Here is a 24657-nt window from a genome sequence, read left to right as displayed (position 1 = left end):
CCTGATGCGAAAGAGACATAGAATAAAGCGCCGGATTCATCAGTACCAGCGCTTAAAACAAGAATTTTGCATCTTTACGGAGCGAGGCGATCAATTTTCCACGCGTTATCTTCACGTTGGTATAAAAAACGATCGTGTAGACGGTTTTCACCGCCCTGCCAGAACTCCATTTGTTCAATACTCACGCGAAAACCGCCCCAGAAGCTAGGTAACGGAACTTCTCCTTGCTGAAACTTCTGCTTCAGCTCAAGAAATTTACTTTCAAGAATACCGCGTGCGGAGATCCGACTTGACTGTTTAGAGACCCAGGCACCAATCTGGCTGTCGCGTGGGCGGCTATGGAAATACTTCACCACCTCAAGCGTGGAAAGACGTTCAGCCTTACCGATAACCATGACCTGCCGTTCCAGCGTATGCCAGGGGAATAAAAGGCTGATGCGGGGATTATTCTCAATCTGATGCGCCTTGCGGCTGCCCATGTTGGTATAAAAAACCAGCCCTTTGTCATCATAATGTTTGAGCAACACGATACGCTGGTAGGGTTGACCATTTTCATCGACGGTTGCGACAACCATCGCAGTAGGATCCGCCAGTTTGGCGTCACAGGCTTGCCCCAGCCAACGCTCAAAAAGCGCAAGGGGTTCGGCGGGAAGATCGCGGCGGCGAAGACCGCCTTTCGTGTATTCACGGCGCAGATGCGCGATTTGCTGCAATTCGTCGTTATCAGACATGATGTTGGGCTACGGATTGTCAGTGGGTGACGCTATTGTGCGCCGCCCAGGTGAAAATCTCAACGCTTCGGGTTCTGTAACTGACAGTTATTTAACACAACTCTGTCGCGTTTATAGACCGTTGCATTGTCTCCTTTAGACCAGAAGACGTAGATGCCGTCCGTGTAACGCGCACCGGATGCCGACACACCCTGTTTGAGTTTCACTAACTGATTATCGTAAACAAAGCTCGCAACTTGTTGAGTATTGTTCAACTTCACAGTAAGCGGTTTTTCATCACAGCGGTATTCGAGTGTATCCGTTTGCATGCGCTCGACAAATTGATTGTAAACACTACAACCGCTAAGCAGTACGGGCAGACAGACAATTAACAGTTTTTTCATAGCCATATCCTGAAGACTTTCCTGGTCCCGGAGGGCAATGACACCCTCCCTAACTTCCCTAGTTTACCGGCATACAGGCGAGGATAATTTCAGTTAACTCTGAGATCGTGGGTTTGCAGGGAAAATCGCCCCTAAAACACTGGACTCTGCCGCACCGGTCACCGAAGGCAAATTACCCGGTAATCCAGCCAAGGTACGCCACGCCAGCCAGGCAAAGGCTAACGCTTCCATATCATCACCGCTAATGCCTGCCTCATCCGTTGATGTTACTTCTGTACCCGGCAACAACGCCGCCAGACGCATCATCAGAAGCGGATTACGGCTTCCGCCGCCACAAACCATCAGTCGCTCACAACCACCGCTCAGCAAGACTTGCTCTGAAATGGTCACCGCCGTCAGTTCGGCAAGCGTCGCCTGCACATCGCGCGGGTTAATCCCCGGAAACTGCGCCAGGTGACGTTCTATCCAGCCATAATTGAAATACTCGCGACCAGTGCTTTTTGGCGCGGGTGCAGAAAAATAGGGGTCGCTAAGCATATTTTGCAGCAGAGGAATAATCACCGTTCCTTCGCTGGCCCACTGCGCATCTTTGTCGTAAGGTCGACCGCATTTCCGCCAGATCCAGGCATCCATCAGCATATTGCCCGGTCCGGTGTCATATCCTCTTACAGGTTTTTCAGGTATGAGCAGTGACAAATTGGCAATCCCACCGATATTCAGCACCATCCGGCGTTCCGTCGGATGCGCCAGCAAAGCCTGATGGAACGCAGGAACCAGCGGCGCCCCCTGCCCACCCAGCGCAATATCACGCCGGCGAAAATCCCCGACCACAGTGATCCCCGTATGCGCCACAATTTGATTGTTATCACCAATTTGCAGCGTATGAGGCGCGGCGCCTGTAGGTTCATGCCATACAGTTTGTCCGTGACAACCAATAGCAACGATATCCTGCGGCTTTAATTTTTGCTGCGACAGGAGCGCATTCACCGCCTCAGCGAACAAACGTCCCAGTTGGGTGTCCAACTGACCAAACTGAGAAAGCGTGAGTTGTTGCCCCTGGCAAATGTCCAGAATGGCTTGTTTCAAATGGATGGGGATGGGCCAGGTAAGACTCGCCTGTTGCGCAACCATCGTTTCATCTATTGCCGCCAGCACAACATCAACACCATCAAGGCTGGTTCCAGACATAACACCGATAAAACGGCCCGATTTCATATGTCATCCTTTTAAGCATGTTAGCCTTGACACTCAACCATAAAGTGCCGCGTAATTCCATGCTTCATTGATGATTTTTGCGGGTTACTGATGGCAACAGGTCATCATTTCAATCGATTTGATGAATGGTTCGTTTATACTCGGTTAACCCGGACCCAATTATGATTTTCATATTGTTCCAGTAGAACATGTGACCTTAGGCTCACAAATGCCATATAATTTTATCATGAAGGGTGTTTTTTTCAGCGTTTCGTGGTGACAAGGAGATTTTTAAATGATTAAACGTGTGCTTATTATTTCATTAATGGGCGTATCTTTAGCCGGTTGCGTTAACAATGACAGCCTTTCAGGTGACGTGTATACCGCATCCGAAGCAAAACAGGTTCAGAACGTAACCTATGGCACGATTGTTCATGTTCGTCCGGTTCAAATTCAGGGTGGTGATGACGCAAACGTAATTGGCGCTATCGGTGGTGCGGTACTCGGCGGGTTCCTCGGTAACACCGTTGGCGGTGGTACTGGCCGCTCATTAGCAACTGCTGCAGGCGCTGTAGCTGGCGGCGTTGCTGGCCAGGGCGTGCAGGGTGCAATGAATAAAACCCAGGGTGTGGAACTGGAAATCCGTAAGGATGACGGTAATACCATCATGGTAGTGCAGAAACAGGGCGCAACCAAATTCGCCGCAGGCCAGCGTGTCGTAATGGCAAGCAACGGCAGAGAAGTTACCGTTTCCCCGCGCTAATCGAATTAACGTGTGGTCAGGCTCTGGCCACACGTTAAATTTCACATCAGCCCTGAGACTGCAGCTCAATGATATTGTGTTCCAGCCTGGCGACCAGTTTAATCAGCAAATCAATCTCCTCGGCCGAGATCCCTTCCAGAATTTCTCCGCGCGTTTTATTGATTACCGCTTCCATATCTGCGATTAGCGGTTCCGCTTTCTCAGTGAGTTTTATTCTCTTTGCCCGACGATCGCTGGCGCAAGTCTGTCGCGAAATGAGTCCCTTTTCTTCCAGTTGGTCAAGCGTACGCACCAGTGAAGGCTGCTCAATACCTATCGCTTTAGCCAACTGAATCTGCGATTGATCCGGCGGCAACTGATGAATGTTGTGCAGCGTAACCCAATGTGTCTGCGTCAACTCCAGAGGCTTCAGGCGATGGTCAATCAGAGCACGCCAAATGCGCACCAACCGTGCCAGATCAGAACCTAGTGGCGATTCCAATTTCATCTCCTTATAATTAGCTTGCTAAGTTATTATACTGATTTTAGAATAGTGTGCAGCATTTGTATTCTCAAAACAAATGTATTGCCAAATTTGCTTACCGGATGACATTTTTTCAGACATTCTGTGTTAAAGAGACTCATTGTCCCTTTTTTGCTAAACCTATAGCAATGCTCTCTTCCGCCAAGGATTTTGCCCGTGAAGTTTATGTTTAATGCAACAGGATTGCCCTTACAAGATTTAATGATCGGCGCATCTGTCTATTTCCCTCCTATTTTCAAGGCGTTTGTCGCGGGGTTCATTCTCTGGCTGGTTGCTCACCGTCTACTACGCGACTGGATCTACTCCGGCGAAATATGGCATCCCCTGTTAATGGATCTGTCTCTCTTTACGCTTTGCGTATGCCTGGGCTTCTATCTGCTAATTGCGTGGTGATTATGTCGCTTAAAACCGTTAAATACTTCTCCACAATTATAGTCGCTGTTATTGCGGTCCTCGCGGGATGGTGGATGTGGAATTATTACATGCAGTCACCGTGGACGCGCGACGGCAAAGTCCGCGCTGAGCAGGTCAGCATTACGCCGCAGGTCTCCGGAAGTATCAGCAAACTCAACGTAAAGGATAACCAGTTCGTTGACGCCGGTGATGTGCTTTTGGTTATCGACAAGACACCGTTTCATATCGCCGAATTGAATGCACAGGCTCAGTTAGCCAAAGCACAGTCCGACCTGGCAAAAGCCAATAACGAAGCCAACCGTCGCCGTCATCTGTCGCAAAATTACATCTCCGCAGAGGATCTTGATACGGCGAACCTTAACGTTAAAGCGATGCAGGCCAGCGTCGAAGCCGCTCAGGCCATATTGCGCCAGGCGCAGTGGCAACTGACACAAACGGAAGTTAAAGCCCCTGTTGCGGGATGGGTGACCAATCTTTCGACCCGAACCGGAGACTACGCCTCCACGGGCAAGCCGCTGTTTGCCCTTGTCGACAGCCACTCTTTTTATGTGATGGGGTATTTTGAAGAAACCAAGCTACGCCACATTCGCGAAGGCGCACCGGCTCTTATTACACTGTACAGCGGCAATGTAAAGTTACAGGGTCACGTATCAAGTATTGGCCGTGCTATTTACGATCAGAGTGTTGAAAGTGATTCCGGCCTCATTCCCGATATCAAACCTAACGTGCCATGGGTTCGTCTGGCGCAACGGGTTCCTGTTCGCATCGAATTTAGCGCCCTCCCTCACGATGTCACTTTGGTTTCAGGAACGACCTGTAGCGTCTCCATTGGTCAGCATCAATGAAACGGTTTCATCTGACGCCAGGTAATTTGCCGTGGTTTAAAGCCACGGCCGGACAGTGGCGTTACGCTCTGCGTAATACCATTGCAATGTGTCTGGCATTAACGTTCGCCTATTATCTGAACCTGGATGAACCTTATTGGGCGATGACCTCTGCCGCCGTGGTTAGCTTCCCCACCGTCGGTGGTGTTATCAGTAAGAGTCTGGGGCGTGTTGCCGGCAGTTTACTCGGGGCAACGGCGGCGTTGATCATTGCGGGCCATACCCTCAATGAACCCTGGCTATTTCTGCTGAGCATGTCGGCGTGGATTGGCTTATGCACGTGGGCCTGCGCACATTTTACCAATAACGTAGCCTACGCTTTTCAACTGGCTGGCTACACGGCAGCCATCATCGCGTTTCCAATGGTGAATACCGTTGAGATAACTCAATTGTGGGATATCGCCCAGGCCCGTGTATGCGAAGTCCTCGTCGGGATACTCTGTGGTGGGATGATGATGATGATCCTGCCAAGCACATCCGATGGTACAACACTGCTGACCGCACTGAAAAACATGCACGCACGCTTGCTGGAACATGCCAGTTTACTCTGGCAACCAGAAACCACTGATGCGATTCGTTCGGCTCACGAGGGCGTAATCGGCCAAATTCTGACTATGAATCTGTTGCGGATCCAGGCGTTCTGGAGTCACTATCGCTTTCGCCGCCAGAATGCACTGCTCAATTCACTGTTACACCAGCAGCTTCGTATGACCAGCGTGATTTCCAGTCTGCGCAGGATGCTGCTGAACTGGCCCAATCCCCCTGCGAATACCCGGGATATCATCGAACAACTATTGAATGCGCTGGTGAAGGCAAATACCGACAGCTATACCGTGGCGCGTATTATTGCCCCCCTGCGCCCGCGGGACCAAAGCGACTATCGACATATCGCCTTCTGGCAGCGGCTGCGTTATTTCTGCCGTATCTACCTGCAAAGCAGTCACTACCTGCATTTGCTGGAAAATGGCGTAACCGTTGATCGCATTATCGTGAATCGAACACCTGGACTTGCCCGTCATACTGACAATGCGGAAGCGGTATGGAGCGGATTACGTACTTTCTGCACGCTGATGGTAATCGGTGCATGGAGCATCGGCGCACAGTGGGAATCGGGTTCCGGAGCACTGACGCTTGCCGCCATCAGCTGTGTGCTGTATTCCGCCGTTGCCACCCCGTTCAAATCACTCTCATTGTTGATGCGAACGCTGGTCCTGCTGTCATTATTCAGCTTTGTGGTTAAATTTGGCTTGATGGTGCAAATCACCGACCTCTGGCAATTCATTCTGTTCCTCTTTCCACTGCTTGCCACCATGCAGTTATTAAAATTGCAGATGCCAGCGCTGGCGGGACTTTGGGGACAGTTGATCGTGTTCATGGGATCGTTCATCGCCGTGACCAATCCTCCCGTCTATGATTTTGCTGATTTTCTGAATGACAATATGGCAAAAATTACCGGCATGGCATTGTCATGGCTGGCCTTTGCCATTCTGCGCCCTGGTTCAGACGCCAGGAAGAGTCGGCGCCACATTCGCGCTCTGCGCCGGGATTTTGTCGATCAGCTCAGCCGACATCCGTCGCTCAGCGAAAATGAATTTGAGTCGTTGACCTATCATCATGTCAGTCAGCTCAGCAACAGCCAGGATGCACTGGCACGGCGCTGGTTATTACGGTGGGGAGTGGTACTACTAAATTGCTCACATGTGGTATGGCAGTTGCGCGCCTGGGAGGCACGCTCAGATCCGTTATCTCGCGTCAGGGATGTGTGCATCTCATTACTTCGCGATGTAATGAGCGAGCGTGGCGTGCAGCAACGTCCGCTGAATGCCACGCTTAATGAACTACAACGTATATGCGATACACTTGCCCATCATCATCAGTCTGCCGCACAAGAGCTGGCCGCTCTAATCTGGCGATTACACTGTTCGCTCTCTCAGCTTGAACAAGCACCACCGCCAGGTACGCTGACCCGCTGATTATTTGATAACACCACAGGCGTATCGCGCCCCGCCACCACCGAGTGGTTTGGGTTGATCGGACATATTATCTCCGCCCACATGTATCATCAGCGACTTGCCTTTGACATCATCCAGCGATTTCAGTCGCGGAGCGACGACAGCCGTAGTGGCATTCCCCTCATTATTAACCATCAGCAATGGGAGATCTCCCATGTGTCCACCACCCTCGGGGCCTTCATGCTTACCGGTTTTATGCGGGTCAAAATGTCCACCTGCCGCTTCGGCGGCCGAAGCTTTACCTTCTTTAATAGCTGGCTGACAACTGCCGTTAGCATGCACATGAAAGCCATGCTCTCCCGGCGGCAGAGCTTTCAAATCTGGCGTAAACTCCAGCCCTTTCGCCGTTTCAGAAATGGTCACTGAACCAATCGACTGCCCGACGCCTTGTGACGTCACCAGGTTCATCTCAACTTGCTCACTGGCTGCCTGTGCACCCGCACAGGCCAGTAAGGTAATAACGGCCAAACTCAAACGCTTCATACATCCTCCTTCGAACAGGTACTTGATTGATAAGTGTAAACCAGTGCCGAAAATTTGAACGACGAAGCGCAGAAAACACGATTAAGGCACGTCGTATCCCAGCGCCGCTTTACGAATTCGGAACCATTGTTGACGAGACATTGTCAGCGATTCAGCTGCAATAGCGGCACGAACGCGCTCAATTTTGCCAGAACCAATAATAGGCAGCGGTTGTGATGGCAGACGTAAAATCCACGCATACACCACCTGCTCAATAGACTGGGCATTCAGCTCTTCCGCTACCGCAGCAAGCTCATTACGCAGCGGCTGGAAAGCGTCATCATTGAACAGTCGACCACCGCCCAGACAGGACCAGGCCATCGGCCGGATGCGCAACTGTTGCAACTGATCCAGGGTGCCATCCAGCAAGAGCGGCTGATGTACCGGTGATATTTCGACCTGGTTAGTCGCCAGAGTAAATGGCAGACGCGATTGCAGCAGCGAAAACTGAGCGGGTGTAAAGTTTGATACCCCAAAGTGGCGCACTTTGCCGCTATGGTGCAGCTTTTTAAAGGCATCAGCCACGTCGTCTGCATCCATCAACGGATCGGGACGGTGGATCAGCAGCAGATCAAGATAATCGGTCGCCAGAAGCTTCAGAGACTGTTCTGCGCTGGCAATAATGTGAGCGCTGTCGGTGATATAATGACCAAGTGTATTTTCCGCTCGCGCCGTGGTAGCTATACCGCATTTGGTCACAATCTGCATTTTTTCCCGCAGATGTGGAGCCAACTTCAGTGCCTCGCCAAACGCAGCTTCACACTGGTATCCGCCATAAATATCCGCGTGATCGACAGTAGTTACGCCCAGTTCCAGATGTTCCTCAATAAAGCTGACTAACTGGCGCGCGGACATATTCCAGTCCATCAGCCGCCAGTACCCCATGACAAAGCGAGAAAATTCCGGGCCTTGCGGCGCAATAGTGATACGCTGAACCATAGCAGCTTCCTTAATAAGTGAATGTGTATCGAGTATACGCAATTGCGATTTTAAAAGAGTGAGGGTTGTTGCGGTTCTTCCGGCGGGTTGGTTTTGTTTGCACGTAATTTACGCATAAGCCGCTGGCGACAAAGCCGCAGCACATCCTGTTTTTCGGCATCGCTCATTTTTTGCCAGTTAAAACGCTCATCCCGGCTGCGAAAACATCCGCGGCAAAAACCGCGTTCGTCAGACTGACAGATCCCACGGCACGGGCTCTGGACGGGGAAAAACTCCAGCTGTTCGGCCACATCCCCTCCTTAAATAAGTTCGATATACCTATTGAAGACGTTAACTGAATTTCTGGCAAGCGCTATTGCATTAGACCGACTGGTCTATTACACTCCTTCACATGAACAAAGTAACTGAACACGACACGCGCGAACATCTTCTGGCGACCGGCGAGCAGCTTTGCATGCAACGCGGATTCACCGGTATGGGTTTAAGCGAATTATTGAAAACCGCTGAGGTTCCCAAGGGTTCGTTTTATCACTATTTTCGCTCAAAAGAAGCATTTGGTGTGGCTATGCTGGAACGCCATTATGCGGCCTATCATCAGCGACTCGGCGCGCATTTTGATGCGGGTGCTGGTAATTACCGCGACCGGATCCTGGCCTACTATCAGGAAACCCTGAATCAGTTTAGCCAGCATGGCATTATTAGCGGATGCCTGACCGTCAAATTGTCCGCCGAAGTATGCGATCTCTCTGAAGACATGCGTACGGCGATGGATAAAGGCGCGCGACATATTATTACGCTGTTAGCGCAAGCGCTGGAAAAAGGACGGGACTGCCACTGTTTGTCGTTCATTGGCGAACCTTTACAGCAGGCGCAGGTGCTGTATGCGCTGTGGCTGGGGGCCAACCTGCAAGCTAAGATTTCTCGCAGTGCTACACCGCTGGAAAATGCGCTGGCACACGTTAAAACCGTCATTACAACGCCTGACGTTTAACAGGCGTTTTTATTTAAATTATCACTAGACGACCGGTCTATTCATATCTGGAGTTATTATGTCATCTGAAAAACTGTTCTCCCCGCTGAAAGTGGGTGCTATCACAGCCGCAAACCGCGTATTCATGGCACCACTGACGCGTCTGCGCAGCATCGAACCTGGCGACATCCCGACTCCGCTCATGGCCGAATATTATCGCCAACGGGCCAGTGCAGGTCTGATCATCAGTGAAGCCACGCAGATCTCCGCTCAGGCAAAAGGCTATGCGGGTGCGCCAGGATTACACAGCGCAGAGCAAATTGCAGCGTGGAAAAAAATCACCCATGCCGTTCATGCTGAGCAGGGTCATATCGCCGTACAATTGTGGCATACCGGGCGAATCTCTCATTCAAGCCTGCAGCCAAATGGACAGCCACCGGTTGCACCTTCCGCCATCAGCGCAGGAACCCGCACTTCACTGCGCGATGAAAACGGACTGGCGACGCGAGTGGACACCTCTATGCCGCGCGCACTGGAAACCGAAGAAATTCCAGGTATCGTCAATGATTTCCGTCAGGCAATAGCTAACGCGCGTGAAGCGGGCTTTGACCTGGTAGAGTTGCACTCCGCCCATGGCTATTTGCTGCATCAGTTTCTGTCCCCTACTTCTAACCACCGCACCGATCAATACGGTGGCAGCGTAGAGAATCGTGCGCGTCTCGTACTGGAAGTCGTCGATGCCGGGATCAAAGAATGGGGCGCAGACCGTATTGGTATTCGGGTTTCCCCTATTGGTTCTTTCCAGAACGTGGATAACGGCCCGAATGAAGAAGCCGATGCACTGTATCTGATAGAACAACTCGGCAAACGCGGGATCGCTTACCTGCATATGTCCGAACCGGACTGGGCCGGTGGTGAGCCGTATAGCGATGCGTTCCGCGAGAAAGTTCGTGCTCGATTCCATGGTCCAATTATTGGAGCGGGAGCCTACACGCCAGAGAAAGCTGAAGCGCTGATTGAAAAAGGCCTGATCGATGCGGTCGCCTTTGGCCGTGCCTATATTGCTAACCCGGATCTGGTCGCTCGTCTGCAGCATAAAGCTGAACTGAATCCACAGCGCGCTGAGAGTTTCTATGGCGGTGGCGCTGAAGGTTACACTGATTATCCGACTCTGTAACTGCCCTGACGATAGCACTGGGTTTTGAGTTGCCGCCAATAAAATGTGGTCTCAAAGAGAGCGGTTATAATCCTGCATTGATAGCGGCGTCACAACGCCGCTATACTAAAACAACATTTTGAATGTATTAGCCATTTTTGAAGGGGAAGAAAAGATGCGTTTACTTCATACCATGCTACGCGTGGGCGACCTGCAACGTTCCATCGATTTTTATACCAAAGTACTCGGCATGAAGCTGCTGCGTACCAGTGAAAACCCTGAATACAAATACTCTCTGGCGTTTGTCGGATACGGCCCTGAAACCAGCGAAGCCGTCATTGAGCTGACCTACAACTGGGGCGTCGACAAATACGACCTGGGTACTGCTTACGGTCACATTGCCCTGAGCGTAGACAATGCGGCAGAAGCCTGCGAGCGTATTCGTCAGAACGGCGGTAACGTGACGCGTGAAGCGGGTCCGGTTAAAGGCGGTACGACGGTTATCGCGTTTGTGGAAGATCCGGACGGCTATAAAATTGAACTGATCGAAGAAAAAGACGCAGGTCGCGGCCTGGGTGACTAATCTCCCGTCGGGCGCAGATCGTCTGTGCCCGTAGTTTTATACTCATCATTTTGCCATAATACCCGTTGCAATTTTCCCGTATTAAGAGACCCAGATGTCCGATAACGCTCAACTTTCCGGTCTGTGTGACCGTTTTCGTGGTTTTTATCCTGTCGTCATTGATGTAGAAACAGCAGGATTTAATGCCAAAACCGATGCGCTGCTCGAGATTGCAGCCATCACGCTGAAAATGGATGAACAAGGCTGGCTGATGCCGGACATGACGTTGCATTTCCACGTCGAACCCTTTGAAGGGGCAAATTTACAGCCGGAAGCACTCGCGTTCAACGGTATCGACCCGAGCAATCCGCTACGCGGAGCTGTCAGCGAATACGATGCTCTGCACGCAATCTTTAAAATGGTGCGTAAAGGCATCAAAGACAGTGGTTGTAATCGGGCGATCATGGTTGCGCATAACGCCACTTTCGACCACAGCTTTATGATGGCGGCAGCGGAGCGTGCCTCACTGAAACGCAATCCGTTCCACCCGTTCGTTACCTTTGATACAGCGGCGCTGAGCGGTCTGTCTCTGGGACAAACCGTGCTGTCAAAAGCGTGCCTTGCGGCTGGAATGGAATTTGATGGAACTCAGGCGCACTCTGCGCTGTATGACACTGAACGTACTGCAGTTCTGTTCTGCGAAATCGTTAACCGCTGGAAGCGCCTGGGCGGCTGGCCTCTTCCGGTGCCTGAAGGAGCGTAACTGGCTCACTTCTCAAATGCTGAGGGGGCGGAATTGATGCAAAATGCATATATCCGCCTCAAAATCTGTTCCGTAACATGCGCCTCCGATCGGTTAAGCGCGTCTTAACCGATCGGCATGACGCCAGACGAGCATTGTTATTTACTGCGTTACTCTTCGCTCTTCTTCTGCTGACTCAGACCGTATTCACGTAATTTATTGGCAATCGCGGTATGCGAGACGCCCAGTCGTTTGGCGAGTTTACGTGTGCTGGGATAATTCAGATAGAGCTGCGTAAGCACTGAGCGCTCAAAGCGGCTGGTGATTTCATCCAGCGAGCCTTCCATAACCTCTTCTCCAACAGCAACCGTCGCCGCATCATAATCCGGCAATAAAATATCCTGCGGACGCAGTTCATATCCCTCAAGCTGGGTTAGCGCCCGATAGATAGCATTTTTCAACTGACGCACGTTACCCGGCCAACCATAGCGGGTTAACACTGTACTGAGATCGGCGGAAAGTTTCGGGCGCGGTACGCCCTGCTCGTCGGCAAACTTTGCGACAAACAGCTCAGTGAGCGGCATAATATCTTGCGGGCAATCGCGCAGTGGCGGCAGGTTTAACGTCAGTACGTTGAGACGATAGTAGAGATCTTCACGAAACAGGCCTTTCTGTACCAGTTCCACAAGATTTTTTTGCGTAGCACAAATCACTCGCACATCCACATGGACTTCATGATCTTCGCCGACGCGGCGGAACGTTCCGTCATTAAGAAAACGCAGCAATTTTGTTTGCATACGCGGCGACATTTCGCCAATTTCATCCAACAGAACCGAACCGCCATTAGCCTGTTCAAAGAAGCCTTTCTTGCCTTCCGGTGCATGGCCAAACAGCTCACTTTCAACCGCATCTTCAGGAATCGAAGCGCAGTTCAGCGCCAGGTATGGTTTCTCCGCACGTGGGCTCGCCAGATGGCAGGCTCGTGCAAAAAGATCTTTTCCCGTACCGGTATTCCCGGTAATCAGCAATGGCGCACTCAGCATAGCCAGCTTGCGCGCCTGCTCCACGACGTGTTTCATTTTGGTACTGACCGCGATAATCTGACTAAACGCGCTCAGATCCTGAGTGGTCATATTTTGCAGCTGACGCCCCATACGAATGGTGGAACGCAGCATCACCACAGCGCCGGTCAACATCAGTTCGTTATTTTCACCCTGTAAATGGACCGGTGTAATTTCCATCAGGAAATTTTGTCCATTAATCACGACATGTTCGCTGTGAGAATCCTGAGGATTGCTTTCCAGCCATCGCTGGAAGTTAAATCCATTGATTAACTGTGCGGCCGTGTGGTTGCGCATACGATCCTGAGTGTGCGCAAAAAGCTGGCAGCTCGCGGGATTCGCCATTTCAACTTTGCTTTTCATGTCCAGAGAAAGGACCGGTTCCGGAAGCGCTTCAAGCAGCGCGCTAAGCGCCAGATGTTCACGTTCGGAAGGCATCCAGGGTACGGTGCGAACGTCCGTTACCCCTGAAATACGGCGGATTTCAGCCATCAGGCTGCTGAAGTTTGTGAACTCCAGCTCCGCAAAATTAAGGTAAATTCGCCCGATGGGGTCAATCTCGATACCGCGTAAATCAATGCTTCGAAGCACCAGTAAATCGAGTAATTCGCGAGTCAGACCAAGTCGGTCTTCACAAAAGACTTCCAGACGCATGGGAACCTTCACCTAAACAATGGATCATATGTAAGATGATAAGCCAGTATTCCGTTAGCAGGAAGGACTCTGTCAACAAATATTGACAGCACGCTGGAAAATTGGGCACCGAGGCGTAAAGTTATACGATCGGAGCCCTTTTAGTCTTAGCTTTCGCGGGGGGATTTGTTCTTCTGTAAGGTCTCCTTGACCTGTCCAATCAACTGACGCCGAAAATCACCAAGCCGCGGTTTGTCATCGTCTATCCATGGGAGTGGGCGGCACAGTTCCATCGCTTTAATCCCCAGACGCGCAGTTAACAATCCGGCGCCAATCCCCTGTGCAGCGCGCGTGGATAATCTGGCTGCCAGATCTTGCGACATCCAGTCCATACCGACTTCCCGCACCAGTTCACTGGCCCCGGCAAACGCAATATTCAATAACACCAGCCGGAATAAACGTAAGCGACTGTAATAACCCAGTTCAATGCCATACAGGGTCGCGATGCGGTTAATTAAACGCAGATTTCGCCAGGCGATAAATGCCATGTCCACCAGCGCCAGAGGACTGACGGCAATCATCAGCGTCGATTCAGCCGCTGAGCGGCTGATTTCGCGCCTGGCCTGTGCATCCAGCACCGGTTGCACCAGGTGGGCATACAAACTCACCACTTCCCGATCATTTTGTGTTTCGTGAATTGAAGCATACCAACGCTGCAGCGCCGGATGAGACTGATCAATCCCCGCTTGCTGTGCCAGTTTTTCACAAAATGCCCGCCCTTTCCCTGTACCATGGCTATGCAGTAAATCCCGTGCCTCATCGCGCTCGTGGGCTCGCTGGCGCAGACGCCACAGGCGACGCCATTCGGTTGCGACAGAACCGATACCCGCACCGATAATCAGCGCCCCGGCGGCGCATCCGCCCATTGCGACCCAGTCCTGAGTCTGCCAGGCATTCATTGTCCACTGCACACCCTGAGCGACCACGCTGACACCAAACAATGCAAGCCCGCCCATAACCATTTTGCGCCACAGGCTACGTTTGGGACGTAAAGCTGCATCAATTACGGCTTCTGCCTGGCCTTCATCTTCCAACGGTACATCCAGCGTAGCCGGAGCAAACGTCTGCGCTTCCGTTTCGTTAAACATCTGCTGCGCTTTAAACGCCGGATTATTTTCCGTTTCCAGCGGACCTGAGAAATCGATACGCGGTTTTAACGGCTCGCTCATCGCAATTTATCTCCTATTAAAAACTCCAGCGCAGCATCAAGACGAATATGCGGTAAAGGCTTATCCACATCTAAAACCTGCGGGCGAAACGCTTCAAACTGAAAGCCCTGGCTATCCCAGAACGCCTGCCCTGGCAAACGCGCAGGCACTTCTCCCGGATAGACCGTCAGCGGCGCGCCATCGCTCAGGCGATTTCCACGCAGTGCCGGTATCTTCTCGCCCTTCACATCAATCAGCCCACTGGTGGTTGCCTGAACCGACGCCAGGCCCAGGCAATCCATGCTGATGCCTTCAAACGCCGCATTTTGCCACGCGTCCTGTATCAGTTGCTGAAGCAGTGACACCATATTGGCATGCTGATCGACCGTCACGTGATCTGCCTTAGTCGCGGCAAACAACAGCTTGTCGATAACCGGCGAGAACAACCGCCGAAACAGCGTACGCTGACCATAATGAAAGCTTTGCATTAGCTGAGTTAATGCCAGGCGCATATCGTTGAACGCTTGTGGTCCGCTGTTGAGCGGTTGCAGGCAATCAACCAACACGATCTGGCGATCGAAACGCAGGAAGTGATTCTTATAAAACCCCTTCACCACCTTCTCGCAATAGTAATTAAACCTGTCGCGTAGCATGCCTGCGTTGGTATGTTTATCCGCTTGCGCCAGCCTGGACTCACCACAGGCATCCACATCCGGCCACGGGAAGAACTGCAGTGCCGGCGCGCCAGCCATATCACCCGGCAGGACAAAACGCCCAGGCTGAATGAAGTGCAGTCCCTGCTGCTTACACTGATGCAGATAATCCGTCCAGGCAGCCGCAATCTCCGCCAGACGATTCTCATCGGCGGGGGCTAATGGATCTAATCCCTGGCTCAACTGCCGCCACTTTGCCGACCATTCAGCCCGTTGCCCCTGTAGTAGCCCGGTCATTTGTCGTGACCAGCTCAGGTAGTCCTGGGCCAGCATCGGTAAATCAAGCAGCCACTCACCGGGGTAATCCACAATCTCCAGATACAACGTGGAGGTATCTTTAAAATGACGCAGTAAAGAGTCGTTGGACTTGTAGCGCAGCGCGAGGCGAATTTCGCTTACACCACGCGTCGGCGTAGGCCAGGTCGGCGGAGAACCATACAACTGGGCCAGCCCTTCATCATAGGTAAAGCGAGGAATGCCAAAATCGCGCTGTGGAACCCGTTTAACGCCGAGCAAGCGCTCTTCGCGCGCTGCGCTGAGCAGCGGCAAACGCGCACCTGCGTGAATATTGAGTAGCTGGTTTACCATCGCGGTGATAAATGCTGTCTTACCGCTGCGGCTAAGCCCGGTGACAGCCAGACGCAGATGTCTGTCCACGCCGCGATTAACCAGCGAATTGAGTTCATTTTTAAGTCGCTTCATCGCCATCCCGTTATGCTGAAGGAGCCGTAGAAATTATAACAAACAGGAAGTAAAGATTGGGGGCAATTCTTATTTATCAACTACCTGAGAAATATCAGGCGACATCATTTATGTATGCCGCCTGTTACAGATGAAAACCGCGCGGATTATTTTTGCTCTACTTTTGGAAGGTCAATCTGCTTGATCCCCCCTTCGTTCGTCACCTGCGTATATCCCATATCAATCAGCATATCCTTCGCCTGCCCTGACTGCCGTCCTGAGTTGCAGTACAGTTTCACCGTGTCGGTCTTATCCGGAACAACGGAGGTGATTTGCGCTTTGAGATCTTTCAACGGAATGTTGACCGCTCCCTGAATATGCTCCTGCTGATATTGGTCAGGCACGCGAACATCGATCCAATGTTCTGCGGCAAAAATCGGCATACCGATGAACAACGCTAAAGCTAGTACCCCTTTTTTCAACATATTATCATCCTGAATGGTGGCTTAATTGGAAGAAAGACTATATGCCAGATCTTAAGAAAATATTGCGATCACCCTATCATCATATAAGACACCCGAACACTTTGCTTCCGGTTCTAATCAGGAGATGGCAGTATCCGTTGAATGTACAAACGCGCAATAGGCCGCCCCTTTGCGTAGTCCTCAGGGCGCATACCTCGACAAAAGTTGTTTAAATTTAGCCGGATGTGGGCAAATAGAATATATTTTCCCAATTTATTGATCTGGCAGGAGGTTATCCCCTGTTTCAATCCACATTATTGGGTTACTCTTTTAATGACAAACTGCGGTGACAGTTGTAAGGAGACCCTGTATGGCTATGTATCAAAACATGCTGGTAGTCATCGATCCTAACCAGGACGATCAACCAGCATTACGGCGCGCTGTTTATTTGCATCAACGGATTGGTGGCAAAATTAAAGCCTTTTTGCCGATCTATGACTTTTCCTATGAGATGACCACCCTGCTGTCACCAGATGAGCGTACAGCAATGCGTCAGGGTGTCATCAGCCAGCGAACAGCATGGATACGTGAACAAGCAAAATACTATATCGAGGCAGGTATTCCTCTTGATATAAAAGTGGTCTGGCACAACCGTCCGTTTGAAGCCATCATCCAGGAAGTTATCAGTGCTAAGCATGACCTGGTCCTGAAAATGGCGCACCAACACGACCGTCTGGAAGCCGTGATTTTCACACCAACTGACTGGCATTTACTGCGTAAATGCCCAAGCCCGGTATGGATGGTTAAAGACCAACCGTGGCCGGAAGGTGGTAAAGCGCTGGTTGCAGTTAACCTGGCAAGTGAAGAGGCATATCACAACGCCCTCAACGAAAAACTCGTTAAGGAGACACTGCAACTCGCAGAGCAAGTTAACCATACCGAAGTGCATCTGGTTGGAGCCTATCCGGTCACACCTATCAACATCGCCATTGAGCTGCCTGAATTTGACCCCAGCGTCTATAACGACGCCATCCGTGGGCAGCACTTGTTGGCAATGAAAGCATTGCGCCAAAAGTTCAGTATCGACGAGAAAGTCACCCACGTTGAAAAAGGATTACCTGAAGAGGTTATCCCTGATTTAGCTGAACATTTACAGGCAGGTATCGTGGTATTAGGAACGGTTGGGCGTACCGGTATTTCAGCTGCGTTTCTCGGAAATACAGCGGAACAAGTCATCGACCATCTACGCTGTGACCTGCTGGTTATCAAACCCGATCAATATCAGACCCCGGTTGAACTGGACGACGAAGAAGACGATTAACCGCACAGAAAAATGCCGGATGGCGACGTCATCCGGCATTAAAAACACTTAGCGCTTATCTTCACCGCCAAGGAAATAGATCCCAAGCGGGATCGCCAGCAGAATAGTAAACACCATGCTGTAGACGCAAATCATTGCAGATTGAATGGCATACATTGAAGCGGTCCACTCTGAAAGCGGAATATTGTACTGCTCAATTACCCCACCGATTGTGGCTCGCGTAACCACCGATGCTGCGATGATGAACACCCCAAGCAGACACAACAGAAATTTCCTTCCCTTCGCTGTTTTCAGCTTAGCCATGACCATAGTATCGTCCTTTTCATTTGCAGATGAATACCTTGTTACTTTGCAATAACAATACCATGACATCAGCTCATTGTCTGCTACATAAGACTCGCTAAAAGGTTGCCTTCAGCATTATTCGCCTGAAAACAGCGCTGATTATCTTATTTCTCTCTCTTTATGCTTAATGATCTGACACCCTGAACTGGATAAAATATCTGGACTGGATATGTCAGATGATATTTAGCTAACACGGAGTAGCCTGGGAGAATCATGATCGCTGAACTGTTTATGAACAATGCATTTAATCTGACGGTAATTCTCAGTTGCTGTGCGGCATTAGTCCTGATGAGCGTCTGGTTTCATCGCTGCGAGAAACGTAAAAAAGGATTCATATTCCACGCGGCGCAATTTTTCGTCTATGCCATTATCATTGGAACATTCGGCAGCATCGCCAATAATGTGATTGAAAGCTACAGGCTGAAATTTATATCCCCGAGCGTTGTCGACTTCCTCTGTACCTCTTTGATTGCGCTCATTCTGACCATAAAACTCTTTCTGGTGATCAACCAGTTTGAAAAATCACAGATCAGCAAAGGCAGAGATATCACCAGTGCCCGGATCCTGTCGCGAATTATTAAGATAACTATCGTTGTCGTCATCATTCTGCTGTATGGCGAACATTTTGGAATGAGCTTATCCGGACTGCTAACCTTTGGTGGCATCGGCGGTATAGCTGTTGGTATGGCGGGGAAAGACATTCTGAGTAATTTCTTTTCCGGAATTATGCTCTATTTCGACAGACCGTTCAGTATCGGTGACTGGATCCGTTCTCCGGACAGAAATATCGAAGGTACAGTAACAGAAATTGGCTGGAGAATGACCAAAATAAACACCTTTGATCATCGTCCTCTGTATGTGCCGAACTCAATTTTCTCGTCAATTAGTGTAGAAAATCCAGGCAGAATGACTAACCGACGGATAAAAACGGTGATCGGGTTACGTTATGAAGATGCCGATAAAATAAGTACAATTGTCGAGTCAGTAAGACAGATGCTGCAAAACCATCCCGGTATAGACCAGAAGCAAACCTTGCTGGTTTATTTTAATGAGTTTGCGGATTCCTCTCTGAATATTATGGTCTATTGCTTTACAAAAACGACCGTATGGCAGGAGTGGCTCGCCGTTCAGCAGGATGTTTATTTAAAGATTATTACTATCGTCCAGGCAAACGGAGCCGATTTTGCCTTCCCAAGCCAGACGCTGTATATGGAAGATGCCACAGCACAAGCGTCTTCACACTAAAAGAATAAGACGCGAAATTTCGCGTCTTATTTACTTAGAGCAGCATGGTTCTGCCTCGAGAGCTAAAAACAGCCAAGTTATAGTGGCCTGACATGCCGCAGATAGTGGGCAAACAGCACTTTTAACTTCCTGTCTTCGATTGTCACGGGCAGACTAAAAATCAGGCAACAATCTCGATTAAATTACCATCAGGATCGCGTATCACGGCTTCATAGTATCCGTCACCAGTAGTGCGTGGGGCTGATGCTAAAATCCCCTGTTCCTGGGCACGCAGCGCCATTGCGTCAACACTCTCGACACTGCCGACGGAGATGGCCAGATGAACCCATCCAACCGTGTTGTTGTCGGGCGAACAGGATGTAAGTCCAGTCTTGGTCATCAACTCAATCGCAATGCTATCACCAATATTGACGAAATAGGACTCAAACCCCGGATTCGTTTTACTGCAGTATTTTTCGTTAATCTCTCCACCAAAAAACGTGACCCAGAAATGAGCTTGTCGCTCGAGATCCTGTGTCCACAATGCCATATGGGCAACCTTCATCGCGAACCTCCACTGGTTTTATTCATAATTATACATTCCGTACTAACGGGACATTGACAACGCTAATCATAATGCACGATCATGCTTAGTATTGCTCGATTTTTATTTATTCAGGAGTTTTTATGCTCGATTACGCTGCATTCCCACAACAGCGACAGGCACTAATTCATCAGATCCTTCAGGAAAACGGTAGAGTGGTCTGCTCCGAACTCGCCGGACGATTAGGCGTTTCAGAACACACAATTCGCCGTGATCTACATGAACTTAGTAAAGAAGGTGTATGCAAGAAGGTATATGGCGGAGCCGTTATTTCATTGCCGGAATCAGCGGAGATCGCCGTTCGTAAGAACATCAATGCGGAGAAAAAGAGCAACATCGCGCAAAGATGTGCCCGGCTGGTTAAATCCGGGAGCTGCATTTTCATCGATACGGGTAGCACTAACCTGGCGATGGCTGAAGCCCTGCCCGCCGAGCTTGCACTAACAGTAGTGACTAATTCGCCAGAAATTGCCGCCGTTCTGCTAAAGAAACCACTGTTTGAGGTCATTACTCTGGGTGGCCAGGTACAGAGATCGTCAGGTGGTTGTGTTGGAGCCACGGCGATATCTCAATTGCAGGGCATTTTATTTGATCAGGGATTTATTGGCGGATGCGCAATGGCGCCCGAGTCAGGATTGACGGGGTTTGATTACGCAGATTGTGAGTTTAAAAAAGCGGTGATTAAACAGTGCAATGAAACTATCGTCGCACTGACGGCAGATAAAATCCCGGCAGTAGCCCGGTATGTTGTTACCGAAAGCAGCAACATTGATGTCATTGTTGTAGAGGAAAATATCAGCAAAGAGTACGCAACCGCCTTTCAGGCGCATGACATCCGGATTTATACGGTATAACGTCTGTACCTAAAAATTATCTCATATAATCAAATAAATATAACGATGATAAACGTAGCCCCCTCCTCCGTTTGAACGCTTGTTCGGGAAATAGCCGGAGCGACCTCCCGAACGCCAGACGTTATTTCAGTGCTTCAATTGGCGCACCAAAGTTGATGTGTAGCACATTGCCGTCGATCACCAATGCCGGAACAGACTTCACACCAACCCGTTCAGCCTCAGCGACTCGATCAGGTTGTTCACCCAGGTGAATAATATCGACTTTCACATTTGGGGACAGATGCTGAAGCAGCGCCTCTTCCGCGGAAACGCAAACCGGGCAACCGGCATGATAATAGGTAGCCTTTGTCATGATATATCTCCTTATGAATTATAGTATCGATTCGATACTATAATTCATACTACGCTGCTTTTATGCTTTGTCAATTTAGTTTTTAATCGATACTATATATCAAGGAGGATTTCGTTATGCACGACATGTCACTTTTCGACGTACTGGACAGGCTTTCCAGCCTGACGCGGATGTGGTTTCGCCAGCATCCTTTACTGGCGGATATTCAACCGGTACAGCTCAGCGCGTTGATGTATCTCGCTCGCTGTAACCGCTATTCCAATACGCCGCTAGGCGTGACGGACTATCTTGGACTCACCAAAGGAACCGTTTCACAATCGCTAAAGTTGTTGGAAACAAAAGGACTGATTGTGCGAACCCAGGACGTTCGGGATAAACGCAGCGTCCATTTACAGGTCTCTGAGTCAGCGAAAACCTTACTCGATGCCCTACTTCCCCCCTCATTTTTGGTGGCGGGAGAGTCTGCTATGGGGAAACGATCTGACTTGTTAAAAGAGTTGTTGTTCGAACTTCTGCGTGAAATCCAGAGAACCAACAATGTTCCTGGCTTCGGTCTTTGCCATAGCTGTCAGTTCCATCTAAAAAATAATGGCCAGAGATTTTGCAATCTCACGAAAGAACCGCTGAGTGAGGATGATTCAAAACTGATTTGTCGGGAACATCAGCCCCCGGAAGAGTAATAACAGCAGAGGCTGGCACGCGTTTACGCACCAGCCTTTATATCAGTTCTGGATAGTCGTGCTGATATCCAGTCCAGTGAGTGTCGTCCGCCACGACCTGGGCCAAAGGCTAATCGCCTTTAGGCTGCCATCGTCATTGAGGATGTCCAGCACGTCCATCTGGTCGATTTCAACCAAGCGCCGGAGCACATAATCGGCATCAATGCCCACATCTTCGTTGCGCTTGGCTTTAAGTTCGGCAATCCTGTTTTGAATGACAGCTTTTGACAGCAATTTTGTAGCAGTACCGTAGCAGTTTTAGCGCTGTACCCCACACGAATCGCTGCCTGACACGCGCTGCTTGAGCTTGAGCATCTTTAACAACCTCATCTCGGGAATTGTTCGCCCCTGTTCAATCATACGGGCTACGGTCTGTGCATTCGCTTCCTGTGAAAATACCAGTTCACTGAACAGGTAATAACGGTGCATGCGATAACGACAACAATTGCCCGGTCACTCAGGCTTAATCCTGCAATTCTGTCGGCCAACATCCTGGGCAACTCTTTTGCTGTTTTAGGTGTTTCGGCATATGCCTTCGCTGATACACCGCAGCCGGTCAGCGTGGTGCCTGTTCCATATGAAAGTCTGCTGTAAATGGTGCTCATTCTGGTCATAGCCTCACCTCCGATTTTTCGGATGGCGCTGTGGGTGATTAAAGGGTCAGGCTTCACGGGATGGATTTATCAACAAAGCACGTAGCGGATGATTCCCATGACCCCTTAAACGAAAAAGGCCGCCAGATGGCAGCCTTAACTCGGTGAAAAGTGCTAATTAATATCGCTTAATTGTGTTAACCGGTGTTCTTTCTGACCAGTCAGGTCGTGCGCCAGTCATAATTGCCCTCTGCTGTGAAGGTGTAATTGACTGGGTAATTTCAGGCATCGACCTGTAGACAGGTTTAGCAGGTGATTTGATGACAACATCAGAACTACAGCCAAAGAGGAGAAAAACTGCAAACACACATAATTTAAAATCAATCACTTACAACCCTTCCGGTGGGATAAAACAGTAGAAAATAGTACAACAGTGTGAACGTCACTGTGATTCTGCATTCGTCTTCAGAGTAACGGTCAAAAGATTTTATAAAAATATTTTACAAAATGATACCAACCATAATTTATTGGTTATAGCTGTAGAAATGATACTTTCTTAAACACATTTACGATGGGATAAAAGAGTTCTATCTTCACGGGCTGGATTTATCAACAAAGCACGCAGTGGTTGATTCCCGTGAGCCTGAAATGAAAAAGGCCACCATATGGCGACCTCTAAACTTTGAATAGGATTTTCTCAATGAACGGCTTCGTGATAAATAATCTGCCCGCCCATACCTGAAATCAGCTTATCTACTCGAATATAATCCGTATAGAAAAAAGATGGAGCATCATCCCAGTGACAGAGTGCGATTTCACGCTTCAGATATGTGTCATAGTAGATAACACGAGCCTTACATGGCCTGGTTTTTCCTCCAGATTGTGTGGGATATCTCATCTTGAATCGGTAATTGTCACTCACATGCTTATTAGCTGATGAGATCATTATTAACTCTGGAACATTCCAAAAAGTAAATGTCAGGCACATCATAACAGTAAGGCAAACGCCGAAAAGCCTCTTAACCATACCTGCTGCGACCTTATTACTTAGGTACACACGCCAAGCAATGAACATTCCTATCAGGAAGGAAGTCCCAACAATAACTGACTTATAAAGCACCCCATCAAAAAGGTATGTGTCGTGAGTTGTTTTGTCTGCCCACGCACACCAAATAACCCAAATGACTGCGAAGCAGAATGAAATCAACTCTACCTTTGTTGGCAACCTCATTATCATTAATCCATTTCTCATCTTCCTTGAAGTGAAATATATCAAATTGATAACTACCTTTGATACCTCGAAGTGGGCTTAGACTTGGCGCGCCTGACAGGGATCTAACCAGCGAGCATTCAATTATGACTTGAGTGCTTTACAGCTTACCTACAGGCAAATAAAAAGCCCAAGGCGTTAACCTCGGGCTCGAAAACTAATTTACTGCCAGTACATACAACAATGGCACAATATCAGATTCACACGAAATGCATGCTATTTAATTGACTTTTGCAATACCCTGCTGCGAAAAAGACGTCATTTGTTGTGATCGGGTTCTCACCGTACAAAGCATGGATTCGCTATCGAGCCCCTTGAAGATGCTGCACAAAACTCGCAGTAGTCCGCATAGTAGTGGCTCCAGTTGTCCGGTTTGACACCACGCATAGCGGCTAAGTCCTGTTGCTGAAAAACATCACGACCAGCCAGTTCCGCTTTCACATCCTGCGCCGCCAACCCTCAAGCCAGGTCATCAACTGACCTTTCGTCGCACCTCTTAAATCGGCGGTGGCAACCATCAGTTGCTGGAGCACGTATTCGAGAAATTGAGTGTTCATACAGCACAACTGTGCTCAGAAATGATCAATGTCTTAAGAGCACAAATTGTCAATTTTCTGTCAGGCGTAAAAAAGAAAAACCCGCCATAGCGGGTTCTCAGGTTTTAAGATTTTTATTGCTCAAGTTATGGGCAGTTAATCAGCTTAGGCGCGGTAAATTACATTTATCCTCAACACCACTGTTTCGGAAATAACTTCGTCCACAACATACTGGACAAGGTCCGTAGGAGATTTCTTCAGATAAAAACCGGGGATAATCCCCC

At 49.6% G+C, this 24657-nt stretch carries 27 protein-coding genes and 4 pseudogenes; 12 read left to right on the top strand and 19 right to left on the bottom strand.

Translation table 11 applies throughout. The features are described from left to right. Positions 1-74: 74 nt before the first annotated feature. The 3 genes from pdxH to anmK all read right to left on the bottom strand — a co-directional run bounded on the left by pdxH (position 75) and on the right by anmK (position 2329). A complete protein-coding gene (gene pdxH / locus AACS05_RS10645; protein WP_045442541.1) occupies positions 75-731 on the bottom strand; it encodes a pyridoxamine 5'-phosphate oxidase in 657 nt (218 codons plus the stop codon). A 59-nt stretch (positions 732-790) separates the two neighbouring features. Continuing rightward, positions 791-1120, bottom strand: coding sequence for a C-type lysozyme inhibitor (mliC, locus tag AACS05_RS10640; RefSeq protein WP_136345584.1), 330 nt, complete (start codon positions 1118-1120; stop codon positions 791-793). 87 nt (positions 1121-1207) lie between these two features. Beyond that, positions 1208-2329: an anhydro-N-acetylmuramic acid kinase gene (gene anmK, locus AACS05_RS10635; protein WP_045442529.1), complete on the bottom strand. Its 1122-nt coding sequence runs from the start codon at positions 2327-2329 to the stop codon at positions 1208-1210. A 274-nt stretch (positions 2330-2603) separates the two neighbouring features. On the opposite strand from anmK, the gene slyB reads away from it, so the two are divergent. After that, positions 2604-3071, top strand: coding sequence for an outer membrane lipoprotein SlyB (gene slyB / locus AACS05_RS10630; RefSeq protein WP_045442526.1), 468 nt, complete (start codon positions 2604-2606; stop codon positions 3069-3071). A 46-nt stretch (positions 3072-3117) separates the two neighbouring features. Here the strand turns inward: slyB and slyA are convergent, their stop codons facing one another. Next, the gene (gene slyA / locus AACS05_RS10625; protein ID WP_019076732.1) at positions 3118-3558 is read right to left on the bottom strand and encodes a transcriptional regulator SlyA; all 441 of its coding nucleotides are present in this window, start codon (positions 3556-3558) and stop codon (positions 3118-3120) included. Between the two features lie 192 nt (positions 3559-3750). On the opposite strand from slyA, the gene AACS05_RS10620 reads away from it, so the two are divergent. The 3 genes and pseudogenes from AACS05_RS10620 (at position 3751) to AACS05_RS10610 (ending at position 6923) form a co-directional block, all read left to right on the top strand. Next, the gene (locus AACS05_RS10620) at positions 3751-3987 is read left to right on the top strand and encodes a DUF1656 domain-containing protein (RefSeq protein ID WP_045442519.1); all 237 of its coding nucleotides are present in this window, start codon (positions 3751-3753) and stop codon (positions 3985-3987) included. Positions 3988-3989: 2 nt separating this feature from the next. Continuing rightward, a complete protein-coding gene (locus tag AACS05_RS10615; RefSeq protein WP_045442517.1) occupies positions 3990-4853 on the top strand; it encodes an efflux RND transporter periplasmic adaptor subunit in 864 nt (287 codons plus the stop codon). Continuing rightward, positions 4850-6923: pseudogene (locus AACS05_RS10610) on the top strand (FUSC family protein). Before AACS05_RS10615 ends, AACS05_RS10610 begins: the two are co-directional and overlap by 4 nt. Here the strand turns inward: AACS05_RS10610 and sodC are convergent. The 3 genes from sodC to AACS05_RS10595 all read right to left on the bottom strand — a co-directional run bounded on the left by sodC (position 6866) and on the right by AACS05_RS10595 (position 8655). Further along, entirely contained in the window at positions 6866-7387 is a 522-nt protein-coding gene (gene sodC, locus AACS05_RS10605; protein WP_045442513.1) for a superoxide dismutase [Cu-Zn] SodC, read from the bottom strand. The pseudogene AACS05_RS10610 and the gene sodC sit on opposite strands and share 58 nt — an antisense overlap. Positions 7388-7468: 81 nt before the next feature. Then, positions 7469-8365 carry an aldo/keto reductase gene (locus AACS05_RS10600; RefSeq protein ID WP_045442510.1) on the bottom strand — a complete coding sequence of 299 codons (897 nt, stop codon included), beginning with the start codon at positions 8363-8365 and terminating at the stop codon, positions 7469-7471. A 50-nt stretch (positions 8366-8415) separates the two neighbouring features. Beyond that, complete coding sequence (locus AACS05_RS10595; RefSeq protein WP_045442508.1) at positions 8416-8655, bottom strand: DUF1289 domain-containing protein; 240 nt, start codon at positions 8653-8655, stop codon at positions 8416-8418. Positions 8656-8756: 101 nt separating this feature from the next. Between AACS05_RS10595 and AACS05_RS10590 the strand changes: the two genes are divergently transcribed. From AACS05_RS10590 to rnt, 4 genes are all read left to right on the top strand, one after another. Then, the gene (locus tag AACS05_RS10590) at positions 8757-9356 is read left to right on the top strand and encodes a TetR/AcrR family transcriptional regulator (RefSeq protein WP_045442505.1); all 600 of its coding nucleotides are present in this window, start codon (positions 8757-8759) and stop codon (positions 9354-9356) included. Positions 9357-9414: 58 nt separating this feature from the next. Next, complete coding sequence (locus AACS05_RS10585; protein ID WP_045442502.1) at positions 9415-10512, top strand: alkene reductase; 1098 nt, start codon at positions 9415-9417, stop codon at positions 10510-10512. 154 nt (positions 10513-10666) lie between these two features. Beyond that, positions 10667-11074 (top strand): lactoylglutathione lyase, encoded by a 408-nt coding sequence (gloA, locus tag AACS05_RS10580; RefSeq protein WP_045442499.1) that lies wholly within the window; start codon positions 10667-10669, stop codon positions 11072-11074. A 94-nt stretch (positions 11075-11168) separates the two neighbouring features. Then, complete coding sequence (gene rnt, locus AACS05_RS10575) at positions 11169-11816, top strand: ribonuclease T (RefSeq protein ID WP_045442497.1); 648 nt, start codon at positions 11169-11171, stop codon at positions 11814-11816. 149 nt (positions 11817-11965) lie between these two features. Here rnt and tyrR read toward each other — a convergent pair whose 3' ends face one another. The 4 genes from tyrR to pspE form a co-directional block, all read right to left on the bottom strand. Continuing rightward, complete coding sequence (gene tyrR, locus AACS05_RS10570) at positions 11966-13510, bottom strand: transcriptional regulator TyrR (RefSeq protein ID WP_045442494.1); 1545 nt, start codon at positions 13508-13510, stop codon at positions 11966-11968. 146 nt (positions 13511-13656) lie between these two features. Then, positions 13657-14718, bottom strand: coding sequence for a YcjF family protein (locus tag AACS05_RS10565; RefSeq protein ID WP_045442491.1), 1062 nt, complete (start codon positions 14716-14718; stop codon positions 13657-13659). After that, on the bottom strand, positions 14715-16112 hold the full coding sequence (locus tag AACS05_RS10560) for a YcjX family protein (protein WP_045449590.1): 1398 nt from the start codon (positions 16110-16112) through the stop codon (positions 14715-14717). Before AACS05_RS10560 ends, AACS05_RS10565 begins: the two co-directional genes overlap by 4 nt. Before the next feature lie 146 nt (positions 16113-16258). Continuing rightward, complete coding sequence (gene pspE, locus AACS05_RS10555; RefSeq protein WP_045442489.1) at positions 16259-16576, bottom strand: thiosulfate sulfurtransferase PspE; 318 nt, start codon at positions 16574-16576, stop codon at positions 16259-16261. 349 nt (positions 16577-16925) lie between these two features. On the opposite strand from pspE, the gene uspE reads away from it, so the two are divergent. Continuing rightward, positions 16926-17876: a universal stress protein UspE gene (gene uspE, locus AACS05_RS10550; protein WP_005126626.1), complete on the top strand. Its 951-nt coding sequence runs from the start codon at positions 16926-16928 to the stop codon at positions 17874-17876. Positions 17877-17924: 48 nt separating this feature from the next. Here the strand turns inward: uspE and AACS05_RS10545 are convergent, their stop codons facing one another. After that, positions 17925-18185, bottom strand: a complete 261-nt coding sequence (locus AACS05_RS10545) for a DUF2534 family protein (RefSeq protein ID WP_045442483.1) — start codon at positions 18183-18185, stop codon at positions 17925-17927. Positions 18186-18434: 249 nt separating this feature from the next. On the opposite strand from AACS05_RS10545, the gene AACS05_RS10540 reads away from it, so the two are divergent. Then, on the top strand, positions 18435-19466 hold the full coding sequence (locus AACS05_RS10540) for a mechanosensitive ion channel family protein (RefSeq protein WP_045442480.1): 1032 nt from the start codon (positions 18435-18437) through the stop codon (positions 19464-19466). A 160-nt stretch (positions 19467-19626) separates the two neighbouring features. On the opposite strand, the gene AACS05_RS10535 is transcribed toward AACS05_RS10540, so the two are convergent. Then, complete coding sequence (locus AACS05_RS10535) at positions 19627-20010, bottom strand: VOC family protein (RefSeq protein WP_045442478.1); 384 nt, start codon at positions 20008-20010, stop codon at positions 19627-19629. Between the two features lie 122 nt (positions 20011-20132). On the opposite strand from AACS05_RS10535, the gene AACS05_RS10530 reads away from it, so the two are divergent. Then, positions 20133-20903, top strand: coding sequence for a DeoR/GlpR family DNA-binding transcription regulator (locus AACS05_RS10530; protein WP_045442476.1), 771 nt, complete (start codon positions 20133-20135; stop codon positions 20901-20903). Between the two features lie 121 nt (positions 20904-21024). On the opposite strand, the gene AACS05_RS10525 is transcribed toward AACS05_RS10530, so the two are convergent. Continuing rightward, on the bottom strand, positions 21025-21255 hold the full coding sequence (locus AACS05_RS10525; protein WP_045442474.1) for a glutaredoxin family protein: 231 nt from the start codon (positions 21253-21255) through the stop codon (positions 21025-21027). A 116-nt stretch (positions 21256-21371) separates the two neighbouring features. Here AACS05_RS10525 and AACS05_RS10520 point away from each other — a divergent pair, with 116 nt between their 5' ends. Beyond that, entirely contained in the window at positions 21372-21935 is a 564-nt protein-coding gene (locus AACS05_RS10520; protein ID WP_045442471.1) for a MarR family winged helix-turn-helix transcriptional regulator, read from the top strand. A gap of 45 nt (positions 21936-21980) precedes the next feature. On the opposite strand, the pseudogene AACS05_RS10515 reads toward AACS05_RS10520, so the two are convergent. The 5 genes and pseudogenes from AACS05_RS10515 to AACS05_RS24965 form a co-directional block, all read right to left on the bottom strand. Next, positions 21981-22264 (bottom strand): annotated as a pseudogene (locus AACS05_RS10515) (terminase small subunit); the annotation flags it as partial. A 75-nt stretch (positions 22265-22339) separates the two neighbouring features. Beyond that, positions 22340-22588: an HP1 family phage holin gene (locus AACS05_RS10510; RefSeq protein ID WP_071828922.1), complete on the bottom strand. Its 249-nt coding sequence runs from the start codon at positions 22586-22588 to the stop codon at positions 22340-22342. Between the two features lie 676 nt (positions 22589-23264). After that, on the bottom strand, positions 23265-23798 hold the full coding sequence (locus AACS05_RS10505; protein WP_136345581.1) for a hypothetical protein: 534 nt from the start codon (positions 23796-23798) through the stop codon (positions 23265-23267). 259 nt (positions 23799-24057) lie between these two features. After that, positions 24058-24293 (bottom strand): annotated as a pseudogene (locus AACS05_RS10500) (bacteriophage antitermination protein Q); the annotation flags it as partial. A 2-nt stretch (positions 24294-24295) separates the two neighbouring features. Then, a pseudogene (locus AACS05_RS24965) lies at positions 24296-24394 on the bottom strand (bacteriophage antitermination protein Q); the annotation flags it as partial. Between the last annotated feature and the right edge of the window lie 263 nt (positions 24395-24657).

It is taken from the genome of Citrobacter sp. S-77 (assembly GCF_963864895.1).
Classification (GTDB): Bacteria; Pseudomonadota; Gammaproteobacteria; order Enterobacterales; family Enterobacteriaceae; genus Citrobacter; species Citrobacter murliniae.
Note: the sequence above shows the minus strand (reverse complement) of the source record. Positions and strands in the feature narration are given on the sequence as shown.